This is a genomic window from Apibacter sp. wkB309 (assembly GCF_002964915.1).
Classification (GTDB): Bacteria; Bacteroidota; Bacteroidia; order Flavobacteriales; family Weeksellaceae; genus Apibacter.
This window is the reverse complement of sequence record NZ_PSZL01000001.1, coordinates 164,805-181,292: the sequence shown is the minus strand read 5'-3', so window position 1 is coordinate 181,292 and position 16,488 is coordinate 164,805. Positions and strand designations below refer to the sequence as shown.

Sequence of the window (16,488 nt, the reverse complement as noted above, 5' to 3'; positions counted from 1 at the left end):
ATTAGCTAAATTGAAAAGTAACGCTATTTTACTATAAATATAGTATATACAAAGGTAGGGAAATAAATAATTTTTAAAAAATGTAATTAGTATCGTATTAATTATAAAAAAAAACCATCCATCGGATGGTTTTTTCATTTTTTGATAACAATTTATGGAATCTATTATTTTGACAAGTCAACTGTTTCGGATACAGGTGCAGTTTTCATTACTGTTCTTATACCGTTTTTAGCATCGGTTTCAGAATCAAAATAAGAACTGGTCCCTACTAATTGTCCGTTTCCGGATTTTAAACTAAACATCCATTTTTTATTGGAAGCTTGTTTCACTTCAAAACGATCTTCATTTTTGGAATTTCTTTTTACTGAACTGATTCCTTTTTGACAATTTGTTTTTTGTGTATATCCATCACTTTCAAGAATAATTTGACCATTTTTTTCTTTTAATCTAAAGAAAAAAGCTCCTTCTTTGTCTTTGAAAATTTCAAACATATTGTTATACTATTTAGTGTTAATATGGCATAAGGTAGGAAAAAATCATGCCATTATTTTATAAACAAAACTATTCTGTATTTTTTTAACAATAGATAAAAAATGTGATAATTTCATAGGATAGGCTAAAATAAAGGATTGTAGCTTATTTTGAATAAAATTTATAATTTAAATTTTAACATTTTTTAAGATAATTTTTACAATGATGTACACAAAATTGTATACTGACATTTTTGCATTTTTCACTAGTTGCATGCAATTTTATATGATTTTAGTTTATCTTATATATACTTTATGGTTATATTTTTTCTTTGTAACTTTTATGTGTACAAAAATATGGTATTTTATCCATTATGTTATACTGTTAAAAAGTAATTATAATTTATGTTATTAAATTCATTAAAAATATGTGTAATTAAATTTTTGATAAAAGAATTTTGTTTATAATTTGCTTTATAGAAGACGTTTTATATGATAGGGTGTAAATATTATTATGATTAAATGTCCTAATTATTAGTTAGATATAATGCCATTTAATGGTAACGATTTTTTAGAAACGATTTATATTTGTAAAGAATAATATAAAATAATGGAGATAACCCCTTTACTGGAAGATTATATAGAAAAAAACAGTACAGAAGAACCGACTTTATTAAAAGAATTAAGGAGAGAAACGTATTTAAAAACGACACAACCACATATGTTGTCCGGTTTGTTGCAAGGAAGGCTGTTAAGTATGATTTCGAAATTAATTTCTCCCCATTTAATTGTTGAAATAGGAACTTTTACCGGATATTCAACATTATGTTTAGCTGAAGGACTTGCAGAGTCCGGTAAAATAATTACAGTAGATAATAATCGCGAAACGGCATATATACCTAAAAAATACTTTTTAAAATCAGAATACTCCCAAAAAATTAATTTTATTTTGGATGATGCTATAAATGTTTTACAAGAAATTAATCAGGAAATTGATATGATTTTTCTGGATGCCGATAAAAAGAATTATAGTAAGTATGTTGAGATAGTTAAGCCAAAGTTGCGTTCAGGGGGAATAATAATAGCAGATAATATTTTATGGAAGGGAAAGGTAGTTCAAGATTTTAAAGACAAAAAAACGGAATGTATAAGGGAATTCAATTCTTTTATAAGATCGGATTCATCACTAGAAGTGCTAATTTTACCTATTAGAGATGGTATAAGTATTGTTAGAAAAAAATAAATTTGCATTTATGAGTAAATCTATTTGTCAGGTAAGTGTTGCCCCAGTACGAAAAGAACCGTCTGATTCTTCAGAAATGGTTACTCAATTGTTGTTTGGTGAGCTATGTGAGATTTTAGAAGTGAAACAACAATGGGTTAAAATTAAAATCTATTTTGATGGCTATGAAGGATGGGTAGATTATAAACAGGTTTCCATTCTCAGTGAGATAGAATTTGCTAATTTTTCTCAAGATCATTCATATATATCAGAGCCTTTCAGCCTATTAATTTTAAATAATCAACCTTTTCCGGTTACTATTGGTGCAGAGGTTCACGGTGCTATTGAAAATAGCGTTTTTAAATTAGCTCCCGATAAACATTTTTTTATTGATGAAACTTTGTTAAAAGGAAAACAAAAAAAAGATCAAATTTTAGAATTGGCTTTTAAATACATAAATACTCCCTATTTGTGGGGTGGGAAAACAACCTATGGTATTGATTGCAGTGGCTTGGTTCAAATGGTTTATAAATTAGCCGGGTATAAATTACCTAGAGATGCCGGTCAACAAGCATTAGAAGGGCAAGTATTAAGTTTTATAGAAGAAGCAGAACCGGGAGATCTTGCTTTTTTTGAAAATCAGGATGGAAAAATTATACACGTGGGGTTTATACTTCCTGATCAGAAAATTCTACATGCCCACGGAAAAGTGCGCATTGACAATTTAGATTATACAGGAATTTTTAATTCAGATCTTAATAAATATACGCATCAGTTGCGTTTTATCAGAAGAATATTCTAAATGAAATTAAAATATTCAAAATATAAATTTGAAGTTGCACTGGATGAAGTAGGGAGGGGCTGTTTGGCCGGTCCTGTAGTTGCAGCAGCAATCGTGCTTCCTGAAGACTTTTTTAATGAAGAAATCAATGATTCCAAACAGCTAAGTGAAAGGAAAAGAAAAGAATTAGATAGTATTATTAGACAAAATGCAATTGATTATGCAATTGCAGAAGTTTCCCCACAAAAAATTGATGAAATTAATATTTTAAATGCCAGCTTTTTAGCTATGCATTTAGCTGTAGATAAATTAAAAGTTCAACCGGAATTTTTATTAATTGATGGAAATAGGTTCCATAAATATAAAGAAATACCGCATTTTTGTGCGATAAAGGGTGATGCTAATTATATGAATATAGCTGCTGCATCTATCTTGGCTAAAAATCACAGAGATTTTTTAATGGATAAATTCCATGAAGAATTTCCTGATTATTTATGGAAAAAGAACAAGGGATACCCAACGACTGCTCATAGACAAGCAATAAAAAATTATGGAATTACTTATCTTCATAGAAAGACTTTTAAACTGTTAGACGATCAATTATCCTTAAATTTCTGAATTAGAAAATTATTAGCTAATTCCTGTGAATATATAATTAACATAAATGTTATATCTTTACGACTTATAAAATCAATGGGATAAAATAAAAGTGGGTTATTTAAGATTAATAAGGGTCAAGCAATGGCTAAAAAATGTTTTTGTATTTCTTCCTATATTTTTTGCAGGTAAAATATTAGATATGAATTTATTGTTAAATTCAATAATCGCCTTTTTTTCGTTTTCATTTATAGCAAGTTCTATTTATATAATTAATGATTATACAGATATCGAAAAAGATAGGATGCATCCTGAAAAAAAAAATAGACCTTTAGCAGCCGGCAAGATACCAATTAATCATGCAATTATAGTATTTCTATTTCTAGTCATTGCATCCTATTTTTTTGGTTATTTTACTCATTCTTGGGGGGTAATTTTAATAATTTCTGTTTACTTTATAATGAATTTAGCTTATAGCTTTAAATTAAAGCAAATTGCTATTGTAGACGTAGTAATTATTTCTTTAGGGTTTTTACTAAGAATTTATATGGGGGGATTTGCAACAAATTTACCCATATCCGTGTGGGCAATATTAGTTACCTTTTTTTTAGCATTAGTTATGGCTTTAGGGAAAAGAAGGGGAGAATTAATAAACGTTCAATTAACAGGCGAAACTAGAAAAGCATTAGACGGATATAATCTACAATTTATAGATATTGCAATTACGATGGTTTCTACCTGTTTTGTCGTTTGTTATATTATGTATACCTTAGACCCTGTAATAAAAACGAACTTCCATTATTATATTATATATACTTCTTTATTTGCTGTTATTGGTATTCTAAGATATTTACAATTAACTTTTGTATATAATAAAACAGAATCACCTACCAAGGTGCTTTACAGAGATTTATTTCTTCAAATAGATTTAGCAATTTGGATCGTGATGATTTTTATACTAAAATATTTAAATTAAAAAGATGAGTAAAATTGAAAATAAAATAAATATAACTAATTGGGGGAAATATCCGGTAGTTAAAACTAATTTTCATATAACATCTGACGTAAAAGAAATAATAAAAATAATAAAAAATAGTACTTCAATTATTGCAAGGGGAAACGGAAGGTCCTATGGTGATAATTCGTTAAACAGCGATCATATTTTATCTACTCTGCGATTAAATAAATTTTTATCCTTTGATAGAGAAAATGGTATTTTTGAATGTGAATCCGGAGTTATTTTGTCTGATATTCTTGATGTAATTGTTCCGGAAGGTTATTTTTTACCTGTAACACCGGGTACTAAATTAATTACAGTTGGAGGAGCTATAGGATCTGATGTTCATGGAAAAAATAATCATTCAGAAGGTTGTTTTGGGGATTATTTAATTGATTTCAAAATAATCACCCAAGATGGAGAAATAAAAAAATGCTCCCGTGAGGAAAATTCCGATTTATTTTGGAATACCATTGGAGGTATGGGATTAACCGGTATCATTATTTCTGCTAAATTTACCTTAAAAAGAATACAGACAGCTTATATTAAACAAAAAGTTCTAAAAGCTGAAAACCTTGAGGAAATTTTTAAATTTTTCGAGGAAAGTGAAAACTGGACATATAGTGTAGCTTGGATTGATTGCCTACAAAAAGGCAACCAAATGGGGAGATCAATATTAATGGTGGGTGAACATGCAAAATTGTCTGAATTACCCACTCAATGGAAAGAAAATCCATTACAAACTAAGAAAAAATTAAAATTAAATGTTCCTTTTGATTTTCCGTCATTTGTATTGAATACATGGTCTGTTAAGGCTTTTAATTTTTTATATTATTTGAAACAAAGAAAAAAAATCATAAGTAATGTAGTAGACTATGATACATTTTTCTACCCTTTAGATGCGATAAACAATTGGAACAGAATTTATGGTAAAAATGGATTTATTCAATATCAATTTATAATACCTAAAAAAGTTGGTAAAGAGGGAATGACGGAGATTTTAAAAACCATAGCAAAAAGTGGCCAAGGTTCATTCCTTGCAGTTTTAAAATTATATAAAAAAGGAAATATAAATGCTCATAATTCGTTTCCTATTGACGGATACAGTTTAGCATTGGATTTTAAAATCAATAAAAAATTACCATTTTTAGTTAAGGAATTAGATGAAATAGTGGAACATTATGGGGGAAGGATTTATTTAGCCAAAGATTCCATGTCCAAAAAATCACTTATAGACTATGTCAAAGTTCCAGAAACAGGTAAATTTGATTCCTTACAAAGAAAAAGAATTACCAATTATTTATCTTGATAATGGTGGATTATAAGAAAGTTAAATATTGGATTCTCATCATAATTACATTATTAAGCATTGCTTTATTACCTTTGTTTTTGCCGTTTGGGGGTATTGCACCTGATTCAATATCTTATTTTAAGATTGCAAAAGATATACCCAATGGTAAAAGTAATTTGTTTCCTATCGGATATCCAATAGTTTTAAGAATTGGATATTTTATTACAAATGAGTTTTATTTTAGTTCTCGAATTATTAGTTGCCTAAGTTTTGCTGTTATAATTAGCTTCTCATATTTTAAAAAATTTTATTTTAAGGAGACGGCTTTACTGGTTACTTTTAAATTTATTATTTCTCTCTATATTCTTTCTATTTCTGAAAGTATTTTCTTAACATTTTTTTATATTTTAATCTTTTATTTAAATAAATTTTTGACAGAAAACAAGTTAAAATTTAAAATTATTTATCCGGCAGTTATCTTAAATGTATTTTTAACTTTAGTACGATATACAGGCTTATATATTTTTATAGCAATAACAATATACTTTATATGTTATACAATTAAATATAAGCTCTTCGATAAACTTATTTATAAAAATTATTTTTATTATTTGTTATTTTCATCTTTAGGAATCGGTATATATTTAATCTATAATTACCTGGAATTTGGAAGTTTTTTTGGTGAGCATATAAGATCAGCTCCCTCATTAGATAATCTATGGAAACATACATTAGATAATTTGTTAGGTGTACTAAATGTTGTTAATCCTATATTTTCAATTAAAATACTGGAACCGACGTCGGTAATAATTTTTTTAATGATAGGTATATTGTTAATAGATTTATTCTTCCTACTATCCTATATATGGTTTTATCGAATGCCTTTTAAAGGTAAAGTTACCACATTTCATCAATTATTACTGACTATAGGATGTATATATCTCATTTTAATGTTTATTTCAGAATTTACACAAGGAATAGAATCATTAAACACAAGAATGTTGGCCCCGGCATCTTTCTGTTTTTGTTTTTCATTTTTAATATTATTTTTTAAAACTTATCCCAACAAATTGCATTATATTTTTATGTTAAGCATTTTATCGTTAGCAATAAATATAATATATCAACTTAAATCGCCTGTAAATTACCTTTCTTATAGATCAAAAGTGATTAAAATTTTAAAAGAAAGAAAAAATCTAAAATATTTTTTAAACGATACGGGTAACGATCATGTTTCCATATATAAAATTCCATTACTTAATAAAAAATTTGAATACTTTCATCCTTATTTACAATCAGGTTATATAAATTCTAATATTGTAAGATCAATTAATCCTGATATCCAAACCATTCAAAAAGACAATTCAATTACAAATAAAAGTTTAATATTATACAATTCTGAAATAAAATGATAGTTCTAGGAGCAACTTCAGATATCTCTCAAGCATTTATTAATAAATTATTATCTGAAAATATAAACAGATATCCCAAAATATATTTAATAACGTCAAATCCGGAAGAAACTCAACGATTATCAAAGCATATTTTAATTAAGTTTAAACAAGATTCCGAAATTATAAATTTCGATCTAACTAAAGATGTTGATTATTCCGTATTTGATTCTATAGATTCGGATTTATTATTTTGTGCAACAGGTTTTTTAGGAAAAAATACAGAAGAGAGATTATATGATGAAAATAATACACAAAGGATTATTGAAATAAATTATTCTAAACTTGTACCATTAGTAAATTATTTTGCTCAAAAATTTGAAAATAAAAAATCAGGAACTATCATCGGATTATCATCTGTTGCCGGACTACGGGGTAGGCAAAGTAATTTTATTTACGGAAGTTCTAAAGCCGGATTTATGATTTATTTAGACGGTTTGCGTAATTATCTTTATCATAAAAATGTTCATGTTATGACCGTTCTTCCCGGATTTATGGATACCAAGATGACTTTGGGAATGGCATTACCTAAACTTCTAACCGCTTCACCGGAAAAAGCCGCAGACATTATTTATAAAGCATATAAGAAGAAAAAAAATAAAATTTATATTACGGGCATCTGGAGATATATAATGCTAATTGTAAGGAATATTCCTGAATTTATATTTAAAAAATTAAAAATGTAATTTATGATCATTTAAATTAATGAAAAAAATTTTATCATATTTTTCCTTAAAAGAAATTGATATATATTTAATTGCCTTTTTATGTATATCAACCTTATTTTTTAATTTTTTACTTATAAATTTATGTTTAAATCTCAAGATAGAATTTAACTTATTTGTTTTTCCTTTAGCTATAATTCTGTCCTATTTTTTAGCATTATTTAAATTTCCAACAAGCAAGGTAAATGGAACTATGTTTTATTTTACTGCTTTTGTAATAATTACTATAGTCATTAATAGCTTTATCATTGATTTTAGTCAGGATGGCATGTTATATCATAAAGGCATTATCTTGGAAATTAGTAAAAAATGGAATCCTATATACGAAGAGATGACAAAAGATATTCCTTTTCAATATGTATATAATCATTATGTAAAAGGAATAGAATTTTCGCAATATTCTGTTTTCTGTTTAACTCGTAATATTGAATCTTCCAAGGTTATCAATTTTTTATTTTTATTATCATCTTTATGTTTTACATATCTTAGTATCAAGAAAATATTTAATAAAAAAATATTTTCAGTAGCATTTACTTTGTTTTTAAATGCTAATCCTATTGTAATTAATCAACTATTTACCTTTTACGTAGATGGAATAATTTATTTATCATTATTAATAAGTTTGTCACTATTACTCTTAAAATCCTTTAATGAGAGATGTCCTTATTTAGACTTATTATTATTAATGATCGTTGTTTTATTTGTTAATATTAAGTTGACATCCTTTGTATTAGTATTTTTATTGTTCTTTTTTTACTTTATTTACTTATTAAATAAAGAAAGGATTAAAGAAATTATATATAATTTAAAATTATTAATACTTTTAGGTATAACAATAGGAATTGTTTCCTGGTATCCTTTTGGGCAAAATTTACTTAAAAAAGGAAATCCCATATATCCTGTTGTTGGAAAAAATAAAATTGATATTATTGAGCATCAAAGGCCGCCATCATTAAAAAATGATTTATCAATTATAGCTGCTTCTAAATCTCTATTTTATAGAGTAAACCATGCACCACATTCTTGGTCAAATGGTACTATAAATGAAAATATCGAAGAATTTAAAATACCATTTACCTTTAAATTTTATGAGATTAAATATTCATCAATAGCTTGTGCTAGAATTTCAGGATTCGGTTTCTGGTTTAGTGGAATTTTTATACTAGCAATTGTTTTATTTATAGCATTATGCTTTTATCTAAAAAAAGATCAAAGAAATTTAATGTTATTCTTTGTGATGTTTATTTGTACTAGCATCCTACCCTATATACAAGGGGCATGGTGGGCTCGTTTTATACCACAATTATGGATTTTTCCGATCTTTATTTTTTTTATATCTTATTATTTCGGAAATACAACATTAAAAGTTGTGAGCCAAATTGGTTTAGTTTTAGTTGCAATTAAGATTTTCATTATAGGAGGATATAACTATAGTAAAACAATATATAATAGTTATGAAAAAAGAAAATGTCTGTCTATGTTAAAAAAGTGTTTTGGCGATAAAACTATTAAAATAAAAGTTGATTATGATAGTGAAGAATTCTATTTTAAAGAATATGGGGTAAATGCTCAAGTTGTTTCGATAAAAGATTACGAAAAAGATAAAAAGAATTATTATTTATTTCAAAAATATTATTTTATTAAAAAAGATGGAGAATAATTGTTTATATATATTTGACTTTGATGGAACGTTAACAAACAAAGATACTTTATTTGATTTTTTACATTTTTCTTTTCCTCATAAATACAAAAAAGTCTTTATTAAATTTATTCCTTTATTTATATTGGTAAGATTTAAAATATTCGATGCAGGAAAAATTAAGCAAAAATTTATCTCTCAATTTTTAAAAGGTAAAACACGTTCAGAATTAGAAGAATTAGCTCAATATTATTTTGAAAGTAGGAGAAATACTATTATCAGGCCCAAGGCATTGGAATACATACGAGCGTTATCAAGAGAACCCAATAAATATATCGTCACAGCTTCCTTAGATCTATGGGTTAAGCCTTTCGCAAAATATTTAGGATTACGTTTGATTGCTACAGAAGCAGAATATATTGATGGAGTTTTTACCGGTAAATTTGCTACACCTAATTGTAATTATAAACAGAAAGTAGTTAGAATAATTAGTGAAATACAATTAGCCCATTATTCCAAAATATACGCATTTGGAGATAGTAAAGGAGATAAAAATATGTTAGAACTTGCGACAGATCCTTTTTATCGTCATTTTGAATAAAAATGTAGAAAGTTCAGAAAAAAAATCTATTAGTACAATTCCTGATTTAATCCGATATGCCGAATATTTTTATAAGTTTATAGTAACTCCAATAGAACCATGGCTGCCTAGCTCTGCAAATGCACCAAATTTATCATCGAAGAAATAACGATACCCAATATGTACACCTATACCAAAACCGTCATTTCTTCCTCCTATATTTATTCCGGGATATAAGTCCATAGCATGAGGAAGGTCTAAGAGGTCATTTAAATGAAAATTAGCCCGTCCATAAATAAAAAAATTATCATCATCGGCACTCCAATAAAAATCGGTACCCCCACCAATGGAAAGCCAATCCATTATTCCGTAATCATAAGTAGCAGTAATTCCGGTTCCATATCCGAACGCATTAATTCCTAACTGTACTTTTTGGTCTCCAATACCTCTAAAACTCTGAGCATGGGAAAAGGAAATCAGCCCTAAAAAATAAAAAAGTACTATTAATTTTTTCATTATGTATGGTTCAGGTTATTCGTCTATTTCTAAGATATCGTTAATAAATGAGCAAGATACTTTAAATCGTAAGGGTTCTTCTTGAGTAATAAAATCTTCACAATAGCCTTGCCATATAAGTTTTAAATTACCCTGTTCATCTTTACCGAATTTCAATTCATTATTGTCAGTTTCCAAATCTTCTTCATCATTTATATTCAGATTTGTATAGTATAATTCTTCTACTTCTCCGTTTTCATTTTCTTTTTCTTCATATGAAGGTATTTGAAATGATTTTCCGCAAAGTTGCTGTATAGTTTTTACTGGAATCTCGAAGTCTTCAATGGAAAAAGACACTTGCGGGTATTCATTTTGATATGAGTCTTCCTCTACATGGTCTAAATCATCATCTGATTCTATTTCAACTACTAATGTATTTTTCATGTTAAGAAAAACAACCTTACAAAAACATTTCCTGATGTGATACACTAAGGTTTCATCAGGATGATAAAACTTAATAAGCCCTTTCATCTATTTGTTATATAACGTGTTGCAAAAATATATATTGTGTTATTTTATAAAATTTATTTACTTAAAATAAAAACTATTTTATTCAATTCCTTTAAGGATAAAATATGATTTTTTTCCTCGTTGAAGTAAAACGTATTTTCCTTGAATTAAATTTGATTCATTAATAATAAAATCATCGCTAACTTTTTCTTGATTAACAGAAATTGATTTTTCCTTTAGAGCTCTTTTAGCTTCATTTTTTGAAGATAAAAAACCGCTTATTTCTGATAATGCATCAAGAATTGAAATTCCGTTTTTAAGAATATTTAAAGAAACTTCTTTTTGCGGAACCCCTTCAAATAAAGATAAAAAAGTAGTTTCATCTAAAGATAGGAAATCTTCCTTAGTTGATTTCCCAAACAAAATAGAGGAAGCTTTAATGGCCTTATTCGTTTCTACCTTACCATGAACCCAACGGGTAACATCTTCAGCTAATTTTTTTTGTAAAATCCTAAGGGATGGATTTTCATTATGATTTCTAATTAATGATTCAATTTCATCCTTGGAGAGGAATGTATATATTTTTATATATTTTTCAGCATCAATATCTGTAATATTTAACCAGAATTGATAAAATTTAAAAACGGAAGTTCTATTTACATCTAACCAAACATTTTCACCTCCTTCACTTTTACCGAATTTAGTACCATTAGCCTTTGTAGTTAGTGGACAAGTTAAAGCAAAAGCTTCTTCACCGATTTTTTTTCTAATAAGTTCCGTTCCTGTAGTCAAATTTCCCCATTGGTCAGAACCACCCATTTGAAGTTTAACCCCTTTTTCTTTGTATAAATGATAAAAATCAAAACCTTGTAAAAGTTGATATGTAAATTCTGTAAAAGACATACCCTCTTGATATTCACCGTTTAATCTTTTTTTGACGGAATCTTTAGCCATCATATAATTAACAGTTATGTGCTTTCCAATATCACGGGCAAAGTCTAAAAAGGTAACATCCTTCATCCAGTCATAATTATTAACCAATATGGCAGCATTTGACTTGTTACTGTCAAAGTCTAAAAATCGTTCTAATTGAGATTTTATTCCTAAAATGTGCTTTTGTAAAGTTTCACTATCCAGTAAATTGCGCTCTGTGCTTTTTCCGGATGGATCACCGATCATACCTGTGGAACCACCCACTAAAGCAACAGGCTTATGACCATGTCTTTGAAAATGAACTAAAAGTAAGATAGGCACCAGGCTTCCTACATGAAGAGAATCTGCAGTCGGATCAAAACCAATATAACCCAGCGTCATTTCCTTATTTAATTGTTCTTCTGTTCCCGGGATTATATTATGAATTAATCCCCTCCAAGTTAACTCTTCAATAAAAGAATTCATATGTTAGATTTTTCAACAGGCAAATTTATAATTTTTCGATGAATATGTTCCATTTATAAGCATAAATTATACTTTTTTTACGGTTTTAACTAAACAAATTAAATATATATTATAATATTTAATATCACATTGGTTTACTTATAATGAATACCTATGAGCCGCTGTATATTCAGCAAAGAAGGCGTAAAAACTATTTATTGTATTTTTGATCCAAAAAAAAATGAGAATGTTATTTGTAGATAATAAAAACAATTACAATCCCGAAATTAATTTAGCTATTGAAGAGTATCTTGTAATGAACTTGCCAATTGAGGAAGATTCATATCTTCTTTTCTATATAAATGATCCTTCCATAATCATAGGAAAACACCAAAACACTATAGAAGAAATCAATACTGAATATGTAGAAGAAAAAAACATAAAAGTAGTTAGGAGGTTATCGGGAGGAGGAGCTGTGTATCACGATAGAGGTAATTTAAATTTTAGTTTTATTACCAAAAATGATGGTAATAGTTTTTCAAATTATCAAAAATATTTACATCCGGTACTAGAAGCGTTGAAGCAAATGGGAGTCAATGCGGAAATTAAGGGAAGGAATGACATAGTAGTGGAAGGAAAAAAAATAAGCGGAAATGCTCAATTTGCCACTAACAAAAGAATGTTTACCCATGGAACACTATTATTCAACAGCAACATGGATGAAGTTGTTAACTCTTTAAAGGTAAGAAAAGATAAAATTGAATCGAAAGGAATTAAATCAATCCGAAGCAGAGTAGCCAATATATCTGATTTTGTCACAACAGATTTAACCATAGAAGAATTTAGAGATAAATTACTACTTTCAATTTTTAATGTAGATAAAACAGAAGATGTCAATAAATATGAATTGACGGAAACAGATTGGGAACAAATAAATAAAATTTCACATCAAAGGTATTCAAATTGGGATTGGAATTACGGACGTTCTCCCAAATTTTATATGGAAAGAAGTCAACGGTTTCCAATAGGTTCCATTGATTTAAAATTAAATGTAGAAGAAGGAAACATTACTGCAATTAAAATATACGGAGATTTTTTCGGAGTGGGAGACCTTGAAGATATAGAGAACAGATTATTAGGAAAAAAATACACAAAAGCTTCCGTTGCCGATTTATTAAAAGATATTGATCTATCAACATATTTTGGGAAAATCACACTTGATGAATTTCTTACCTTAATATATTGATAAATCGGGGATCTTAAAGAAAGGTATAATTCTGTATGTTTTGACGCAATTATTATCCAATTCAAGATGCGTTAAATCTATCATATAATTAGTGTATTTTTGTAAAAAGTTAAAAAATAGAAGAAAAACAGATGAAAAATTGGATTGAGGCCGCTAGATTAAGAACGTTACCGCTTTCATTAAGTGGAATCATTTTAGGAGGATTACTTGCCAAATGGAAAGGGAATTTTGATGGAATTATTTTTGGACTTTCTTGTCTTACAACCATATTATTTCAAATATTGTCCAATTTTGCCAATGATTATGGAGATGGAACCAAAGGAACCGATAATGAGTTACGAGTTGGTCCGGTTCGTGCTATTCAATCGGGAGCTATTACGCAACAATCCATGTTTCGTGCAATTTTAATTACTGTATTTCTATCCCTACTTTCTTCAATAGTTCTGCTTTGGTGTGCTTTTATCCCCAATTATAAAAGTGAATTTTTTATATTCATTGGTTTGGGAATTGCTTGTGTATTGGCGGCTATATTTTATACTATGGGAAAAAAGCCCTACGGATATATGGGATTAGGGGATTTTTTTGTTTTCATTTTTTTTGGATGGGTTTCTGTTTTAGGAAGTGAATTTCTTTATACAAAGTCTTTTACTTGGGATAATTTGCTTCCCGCCTCTGCAATTGGTTTATTTAGTGTAGCTGTTTTGAATCTAAATAATATGAGAGACATTGAATCGGATAGAATCAGCCATAAAAAAACGCTGGCATTACGATTAGGATTTCAAAATGCAAAGTATTATCAAATGGTACTAATGAATCTTCCTTTTATTCTTTGTCTCATTTTCCTGTTAATACATCAGAAAGAATTTGTTATAAAATTAGATAGTTGGTCATCATTAAAACCATTTTTATTCTTTATACTATTTATTCCGAATACTATAGTACGCAGAAAAATTCTTTACACCCAAAACCCCAAAGATTTAGATTTATACTTAAAACCTACAGCATTGTTAGCCTTATGTTTTTCCGTTTTCTTTGGAATGGGATTAAGCCTTTAAAAAACTATACATGAAAAATAACATAAAACACATATTCTTTGATCTTGATAATACGCTTTGGGATACAGATAAAAATTCAAAGTTAACTCTTAAAAATATTTATGAAAATTTAAAAATTGAAGAAAGATATCAATTACAATTTTCAGATTTTTATACAAGTTATTACAACAGGAATGAAAATCTTTGGTCCTTATATAGGCAAGATAAGGTAAGCAAAGCAGATATATTGGAAAAAAGATTCAAGGATACGTTTTTGGAATTTCGTATAAATGATCCTGAAATTTGGGATTATTTTAATGCCAATTTTTTAACTCAGATCATGGAAAACAATAATTTAATTGAGTATGCAGAGGAAATTTTGAAATATCTAAAAACAAATGGTTACCAATTACATGTTGTTTCCAATGGCTTTATACAACAAACCGAACAAAAAGTTCAAAAAACTTGTATTAAAGATTATATAACCACCCTAACCAGCGGAGAAGAAATAAATAAAAGAAAGCCTGCTAAAGAAGTATTTGAATTAGGCCTTAAAAAAGCCCATGCATTAGAGAATGAATCCGCGTTTATCGGAGATGATTGGGAAGCAGATGTATTAGGTTCTCAAAGAATAGGGATGTTTCCGGTCTATTTTAATTACAAAAAAGAAGAGCATCATAAAAGTGCAGAGATTCCCATAATTGAAAATTTGTTAGAGTTAAAAAATATCTTTTAAATAGATATTATGATAGAAGTTTATACAGACGGAGCTTCTTCTGGAAATCCGGGAAAAGGAGGGTATGGCATAATAATGAAGCTGAAAGGAACTTCATATGAAAAAAACTTTTCAGAAGGATTTCGCTTAACTACAAATAATAGAATGGAATTATTGGCCGTGATTATTGCTTTGGAAAAAATTAACAAACCCGATCAAGAAGTTGAAATATATTCTGATTCAAAATATGTAGTCGATGCCGTTAATAATAAATGGATTTATGGTTGGGAGAAAAAAAGATTTGAAAAAGTTAAAAATCCTGATCTATGGATTCGATTTATTAAAATATACAGAAAACATAAAGTAACTTTCCACTGGGTAAAGGGTCATCATGGGCATTTTTACAATGAAAAGGCGGATCAGTTGGCAACTACTGCAGCTAAAGGAGAAAATTTGTCAATTGATATAGGGTATGAAAATCTTATATCAGACAACAATAATATTTTTTAATTAAATAGTCTAAACCGTTAGAAAAATAATTTGTTAATAAATTAGTAAATAACGTGTTAAAAAAATGTTCATAATTTTATAAATTAGCACAAAGATTATTAAAAAATAAGATATATGAAAAGTAAAATGGTAATCTATGTGTTCGGATTGATGTTATTTTCATTTATAACATCTTGTGTATCTTACGAGGCTACTTCTTCATATAAAAAATCAAAACATCCTCATTCGAAAAGATATACTTATAATTCCAATAAAACAAATAAACATATTTCAAACTCAAAACCATCGCATAAATCACCCCATATTTCCAAACCGATAAAGAAAGAATCGAATTCAGAATCAAAAAAATACGGAGTTCATAAAAATATAAAATCTACGGATGTTATTTTGGTTCTAAAAGAAGCAGAAAAATATAAAGGGACACCTTATAAATATGGAGGAAACACATTGAGTGGCATAGATTGTTCCGGTTTAGTTTGCAATGCTTACCAAAGAATAGATGTAAAGTTACCAAGACGTTCCATAGATATGTCTAATGCAGGAAAAGATGTAAGTATCTCTCGAATAAAAGAAGGTGATTTATTATTTTTTAATACAGGGGGGAGCTCAATAAATCATGTAGGTATAGTCTATAACATATCCGGTTCAGGCGAAATTACATTCATACATGCCTCAACATCTAAAGGGGTTATAATTAGTTCTCTCGAAGAAACTTATTGGAAAAATAAATTTAAAAAAGCACAAAGGATACTTTAAGTTAAAGTAAAAATATTGTTTAGAATAACAAGCTTGCCAGCCGTATAATTCGAAGTTTATTATATAAAAAAACCTTTTAATCTTTAATACGA

General features: G+C 27.9%; 18 protein-coding genes. 14 read left to right on the top strand and 4 right to left on the bottom strand.

What is annotated here, in order from left to right:
* Positions 1-164: 164 nt before the first annotated feature.
* Positions 165-491, bottom strand: a complete 327-nt coding sequence (locus C4S75_RS00705; RefSeq protein ID WP_105296398.1) for a YegP family protein — start codon at positions 489-491, stop codon at positions 165-167.
* A gap of 589 nt (positions 492-1,080) precedes the next feature.
* Between C4S75_RS00705 and C4S75_RS00700 the strand changes: the two genes are divergently transcribed.
* The 9 genes from C4S75_RS00700 to C4S75_RS00660 all read left to right on the top strand — a co-directional run bounded on the left by C4S75_RS00700 (position 1,081) and on the right by C4S75_RS00660 (position 9,774).
* Positions 1,081-1,713 carry an O-methyltransferase gene (locus C4S75_RS00700; protein WP_105296397.1) on the top strand — a complete coding sequence of 211 codons (633 nt, stop codon included), beginning with the start codon at positions 1,081-1,083 and terminating at the stop codon, positions 1,711-1,713.
* 10 nt (positions 1,714-1,723) lie between these two features.
* A complete protein-coding gene (locus C4S75_RS00695) occupies positions 1,724-2,494 on the top strand; it encodes a C40 family peptidase (RefSeq protein ID WP_105296597.1) in 771 nt (256 codons plus the stop codon).
* On the top strand, positions 2,495-3,091 hold the full coding sequence (locus tag C4S75_RS00690; protein ID WP_105296396.1) for a ribonuclease HII: 597 nt from the start codon (positions 2,495-2,497) through the stop codon (positions 3,089-3,091).
* Positions 3,092-3,182: 91 nt separating this feature from the next.
* Positions 3,183-4,046, top strand: a complete 864-nt coding sequence (locus C4S75_RS00685; protein WP_105296395.1) for a decaprenyl-phosphate phosphoribosyltransferase — start codon at positions 3,183-3,185, stop codon at positions 4,044-4,046.
* A 4-nt stretch (positions 4,047-4,050) separates the two neighbouring features.
* Positions 4,051-5,376 carry an FAD-binding oxidoreductase gene (locus tag C4S75_RS00680; protein ID WP_105296394.1) on the top strand — a complete coding sequence of 442 codons (1,326 nt, stop codon included), beginning with the start codon at positions 4,051-4,053 and terminating at the stop codon, positions 5,374-5,376.
* A 593-nt stretch (positions 5,377-5,969) separates the two neighbouring features.
* Entirely contained in the window at positions 5,970-6,770 is an 801-nt protein-coding gene (locus C4S75_RS09995) for a hypothetical protein (RefSeq protein WP_146105535.1), read from the top strand.
* Positions 6,767-7,495 carry an SDR family NAD(P)-dependent oxidoreductase gene (locus C4S75_RS00670; RefSeq protein ID WP_105296392.1) on the top strand — a complete coding sequence of 243 codons (729 nt, stop codon included), beginning with the start codon at positions 6,767-6,769 and terminating at the stop codon, positions 7,493-7,495. The genes C4S75_RS09995 and C4S75_RS00670 overlap by 4 nt, the downstream gene beginning before the upstream one ends.
* A gap of 232 nt (positions 7,496-7,727) precedes the next feature.
* On the top strand, positions 7,728-9,194 hold the full coding sequence (locus tag C4S75_RS00665; RefSeq protein ID WP_146105534.1) for a hypothetical protein: 1,467 nt from the start codon (positions 7,728-7,730) through the stop codon (positions 9,192-9,194).
* Complete coding sequence (locus tag C4S75_RS00660; protein ID WP_105296390.1) at positions 9,184-9,774, top strand: HAD-IB family hydrolase; 591 nt, start codon at positions 9,184-9,186, stop codon at positions 9,772-9,774. The genes C4S75_RS00665 and C4S75_RS00660 overlap by 11 nt, the downstream gene beginning before the upstream one ends.
* A gap of 69 nt (positions 9,775-9,843) precedes the next feature.
* Here the strand turns inward: C4S75_RS00660 and C4S75_RS00655 are convergent, their stop codons facing one another.
* The 3 genes from C4S75_RS00655 to tyrS form a co-directional block, all read right to left on the bottom strand.
* Entirely contained in the window at positions 9,844-10,269 is a 426-nt protein-coding gene (locus C4S75_RS00655) for a DUF6646 family protein (RefSeq protein ID WP_105296389.1), read from the bottom strand.
* Between the two features lie 15 nt (positions 10,270-10,284).
* Complete coding sequence (locus C4S75_RS00650) at positions 10,285-10,779, bottom strand: hypothetical protein (protein ID WP_105296388.1); 495 nt, start codon at positions 10,777-10,779, stop codon at positions 10,285-10,287.
* 78 nt (positions 10,780-10,857) lie between these two features.
* Positions 10,858-12,156: a tyrosine--tRNA ligase gene (gene tyrS / locus C4S75_RS00645; RefSeq protein ID WP_105296387.1), complete on the bottom strand. Its 1,299-nt coding sequence runs from the start codon at positions 12,154-12,156 to the stop codon at positions 10,858-10,860.
* Positions 12,157-12,376: 220 nt separating this feature from the next.
* Between tyrS and C4S75_RS00640 the strand changes: the two genes are divergently transcribed.
* The 5 genes from C4S75_RS00640 to C4S75_RS00620 all read left to right on the top strand — a co-directional run bounded on the left by C4S75_RS00640 (position 12,377) and on the right by C4S75_RS00620 (position 16,396).
* Entirely contained in the window at positions 12,377-13,381 is a 1,005-nt protein-coding gene (locus tag C4S75_RS00640) for a lipoate--protein ligase (RefSeq protein ID WP_304529175.1), read from the top strand.
* 131 nt (positions 13,382-13,512) lie between these two features.
* Complete coding sequence (gene menA / locus C4S75_RS00635; RefSeq protein ID WP_105296385.1) at positions 13,513-14,436, top strand: 1,4-dihydroxy-2-naphthoate octaprenyltransferase; 924 nt, start codon at positions 13,513-13,515, stop codon at positions 14,434-14,436.
* A gap of 10 nt (positions 14,437-14,446) precedes the next feature.
* Positions 14,447-15,151, top strand: coding sequence for an HAD family hydrolase (locus C4S75_RS00630; protein ID WP_105296384.1), 705 nt, complete (start codon positions 14,447-14,449; stop codon positions 15,149-15,151).
* A gap of 6 nt (positions 15,152-15,157) precedes the next feature.
* A complete protein-coding gene (gene rnhA / locus C4S75_RS00625; protein ID WP_105296383.1) occupies positions 15,158-15,640 on the top strand; it encodes a ribonuclease HI in 483 nt (160 codons plus the stop codon).
* A gap of 114 nt (positions 15,641-15,754) precedes the next feature.
* Positions 15,755-16,396, top strand: coding sequence for a C40 family peptidase (locus C4S75_RS00620; RefSeq protein ID WP_105296382.1), 642 nt, complete (start codon positions 15,755-15,757; stop codon positions 16,394-16,396).
* Positions 16,397-16,488: the final 92 nt, after the last annotated feature.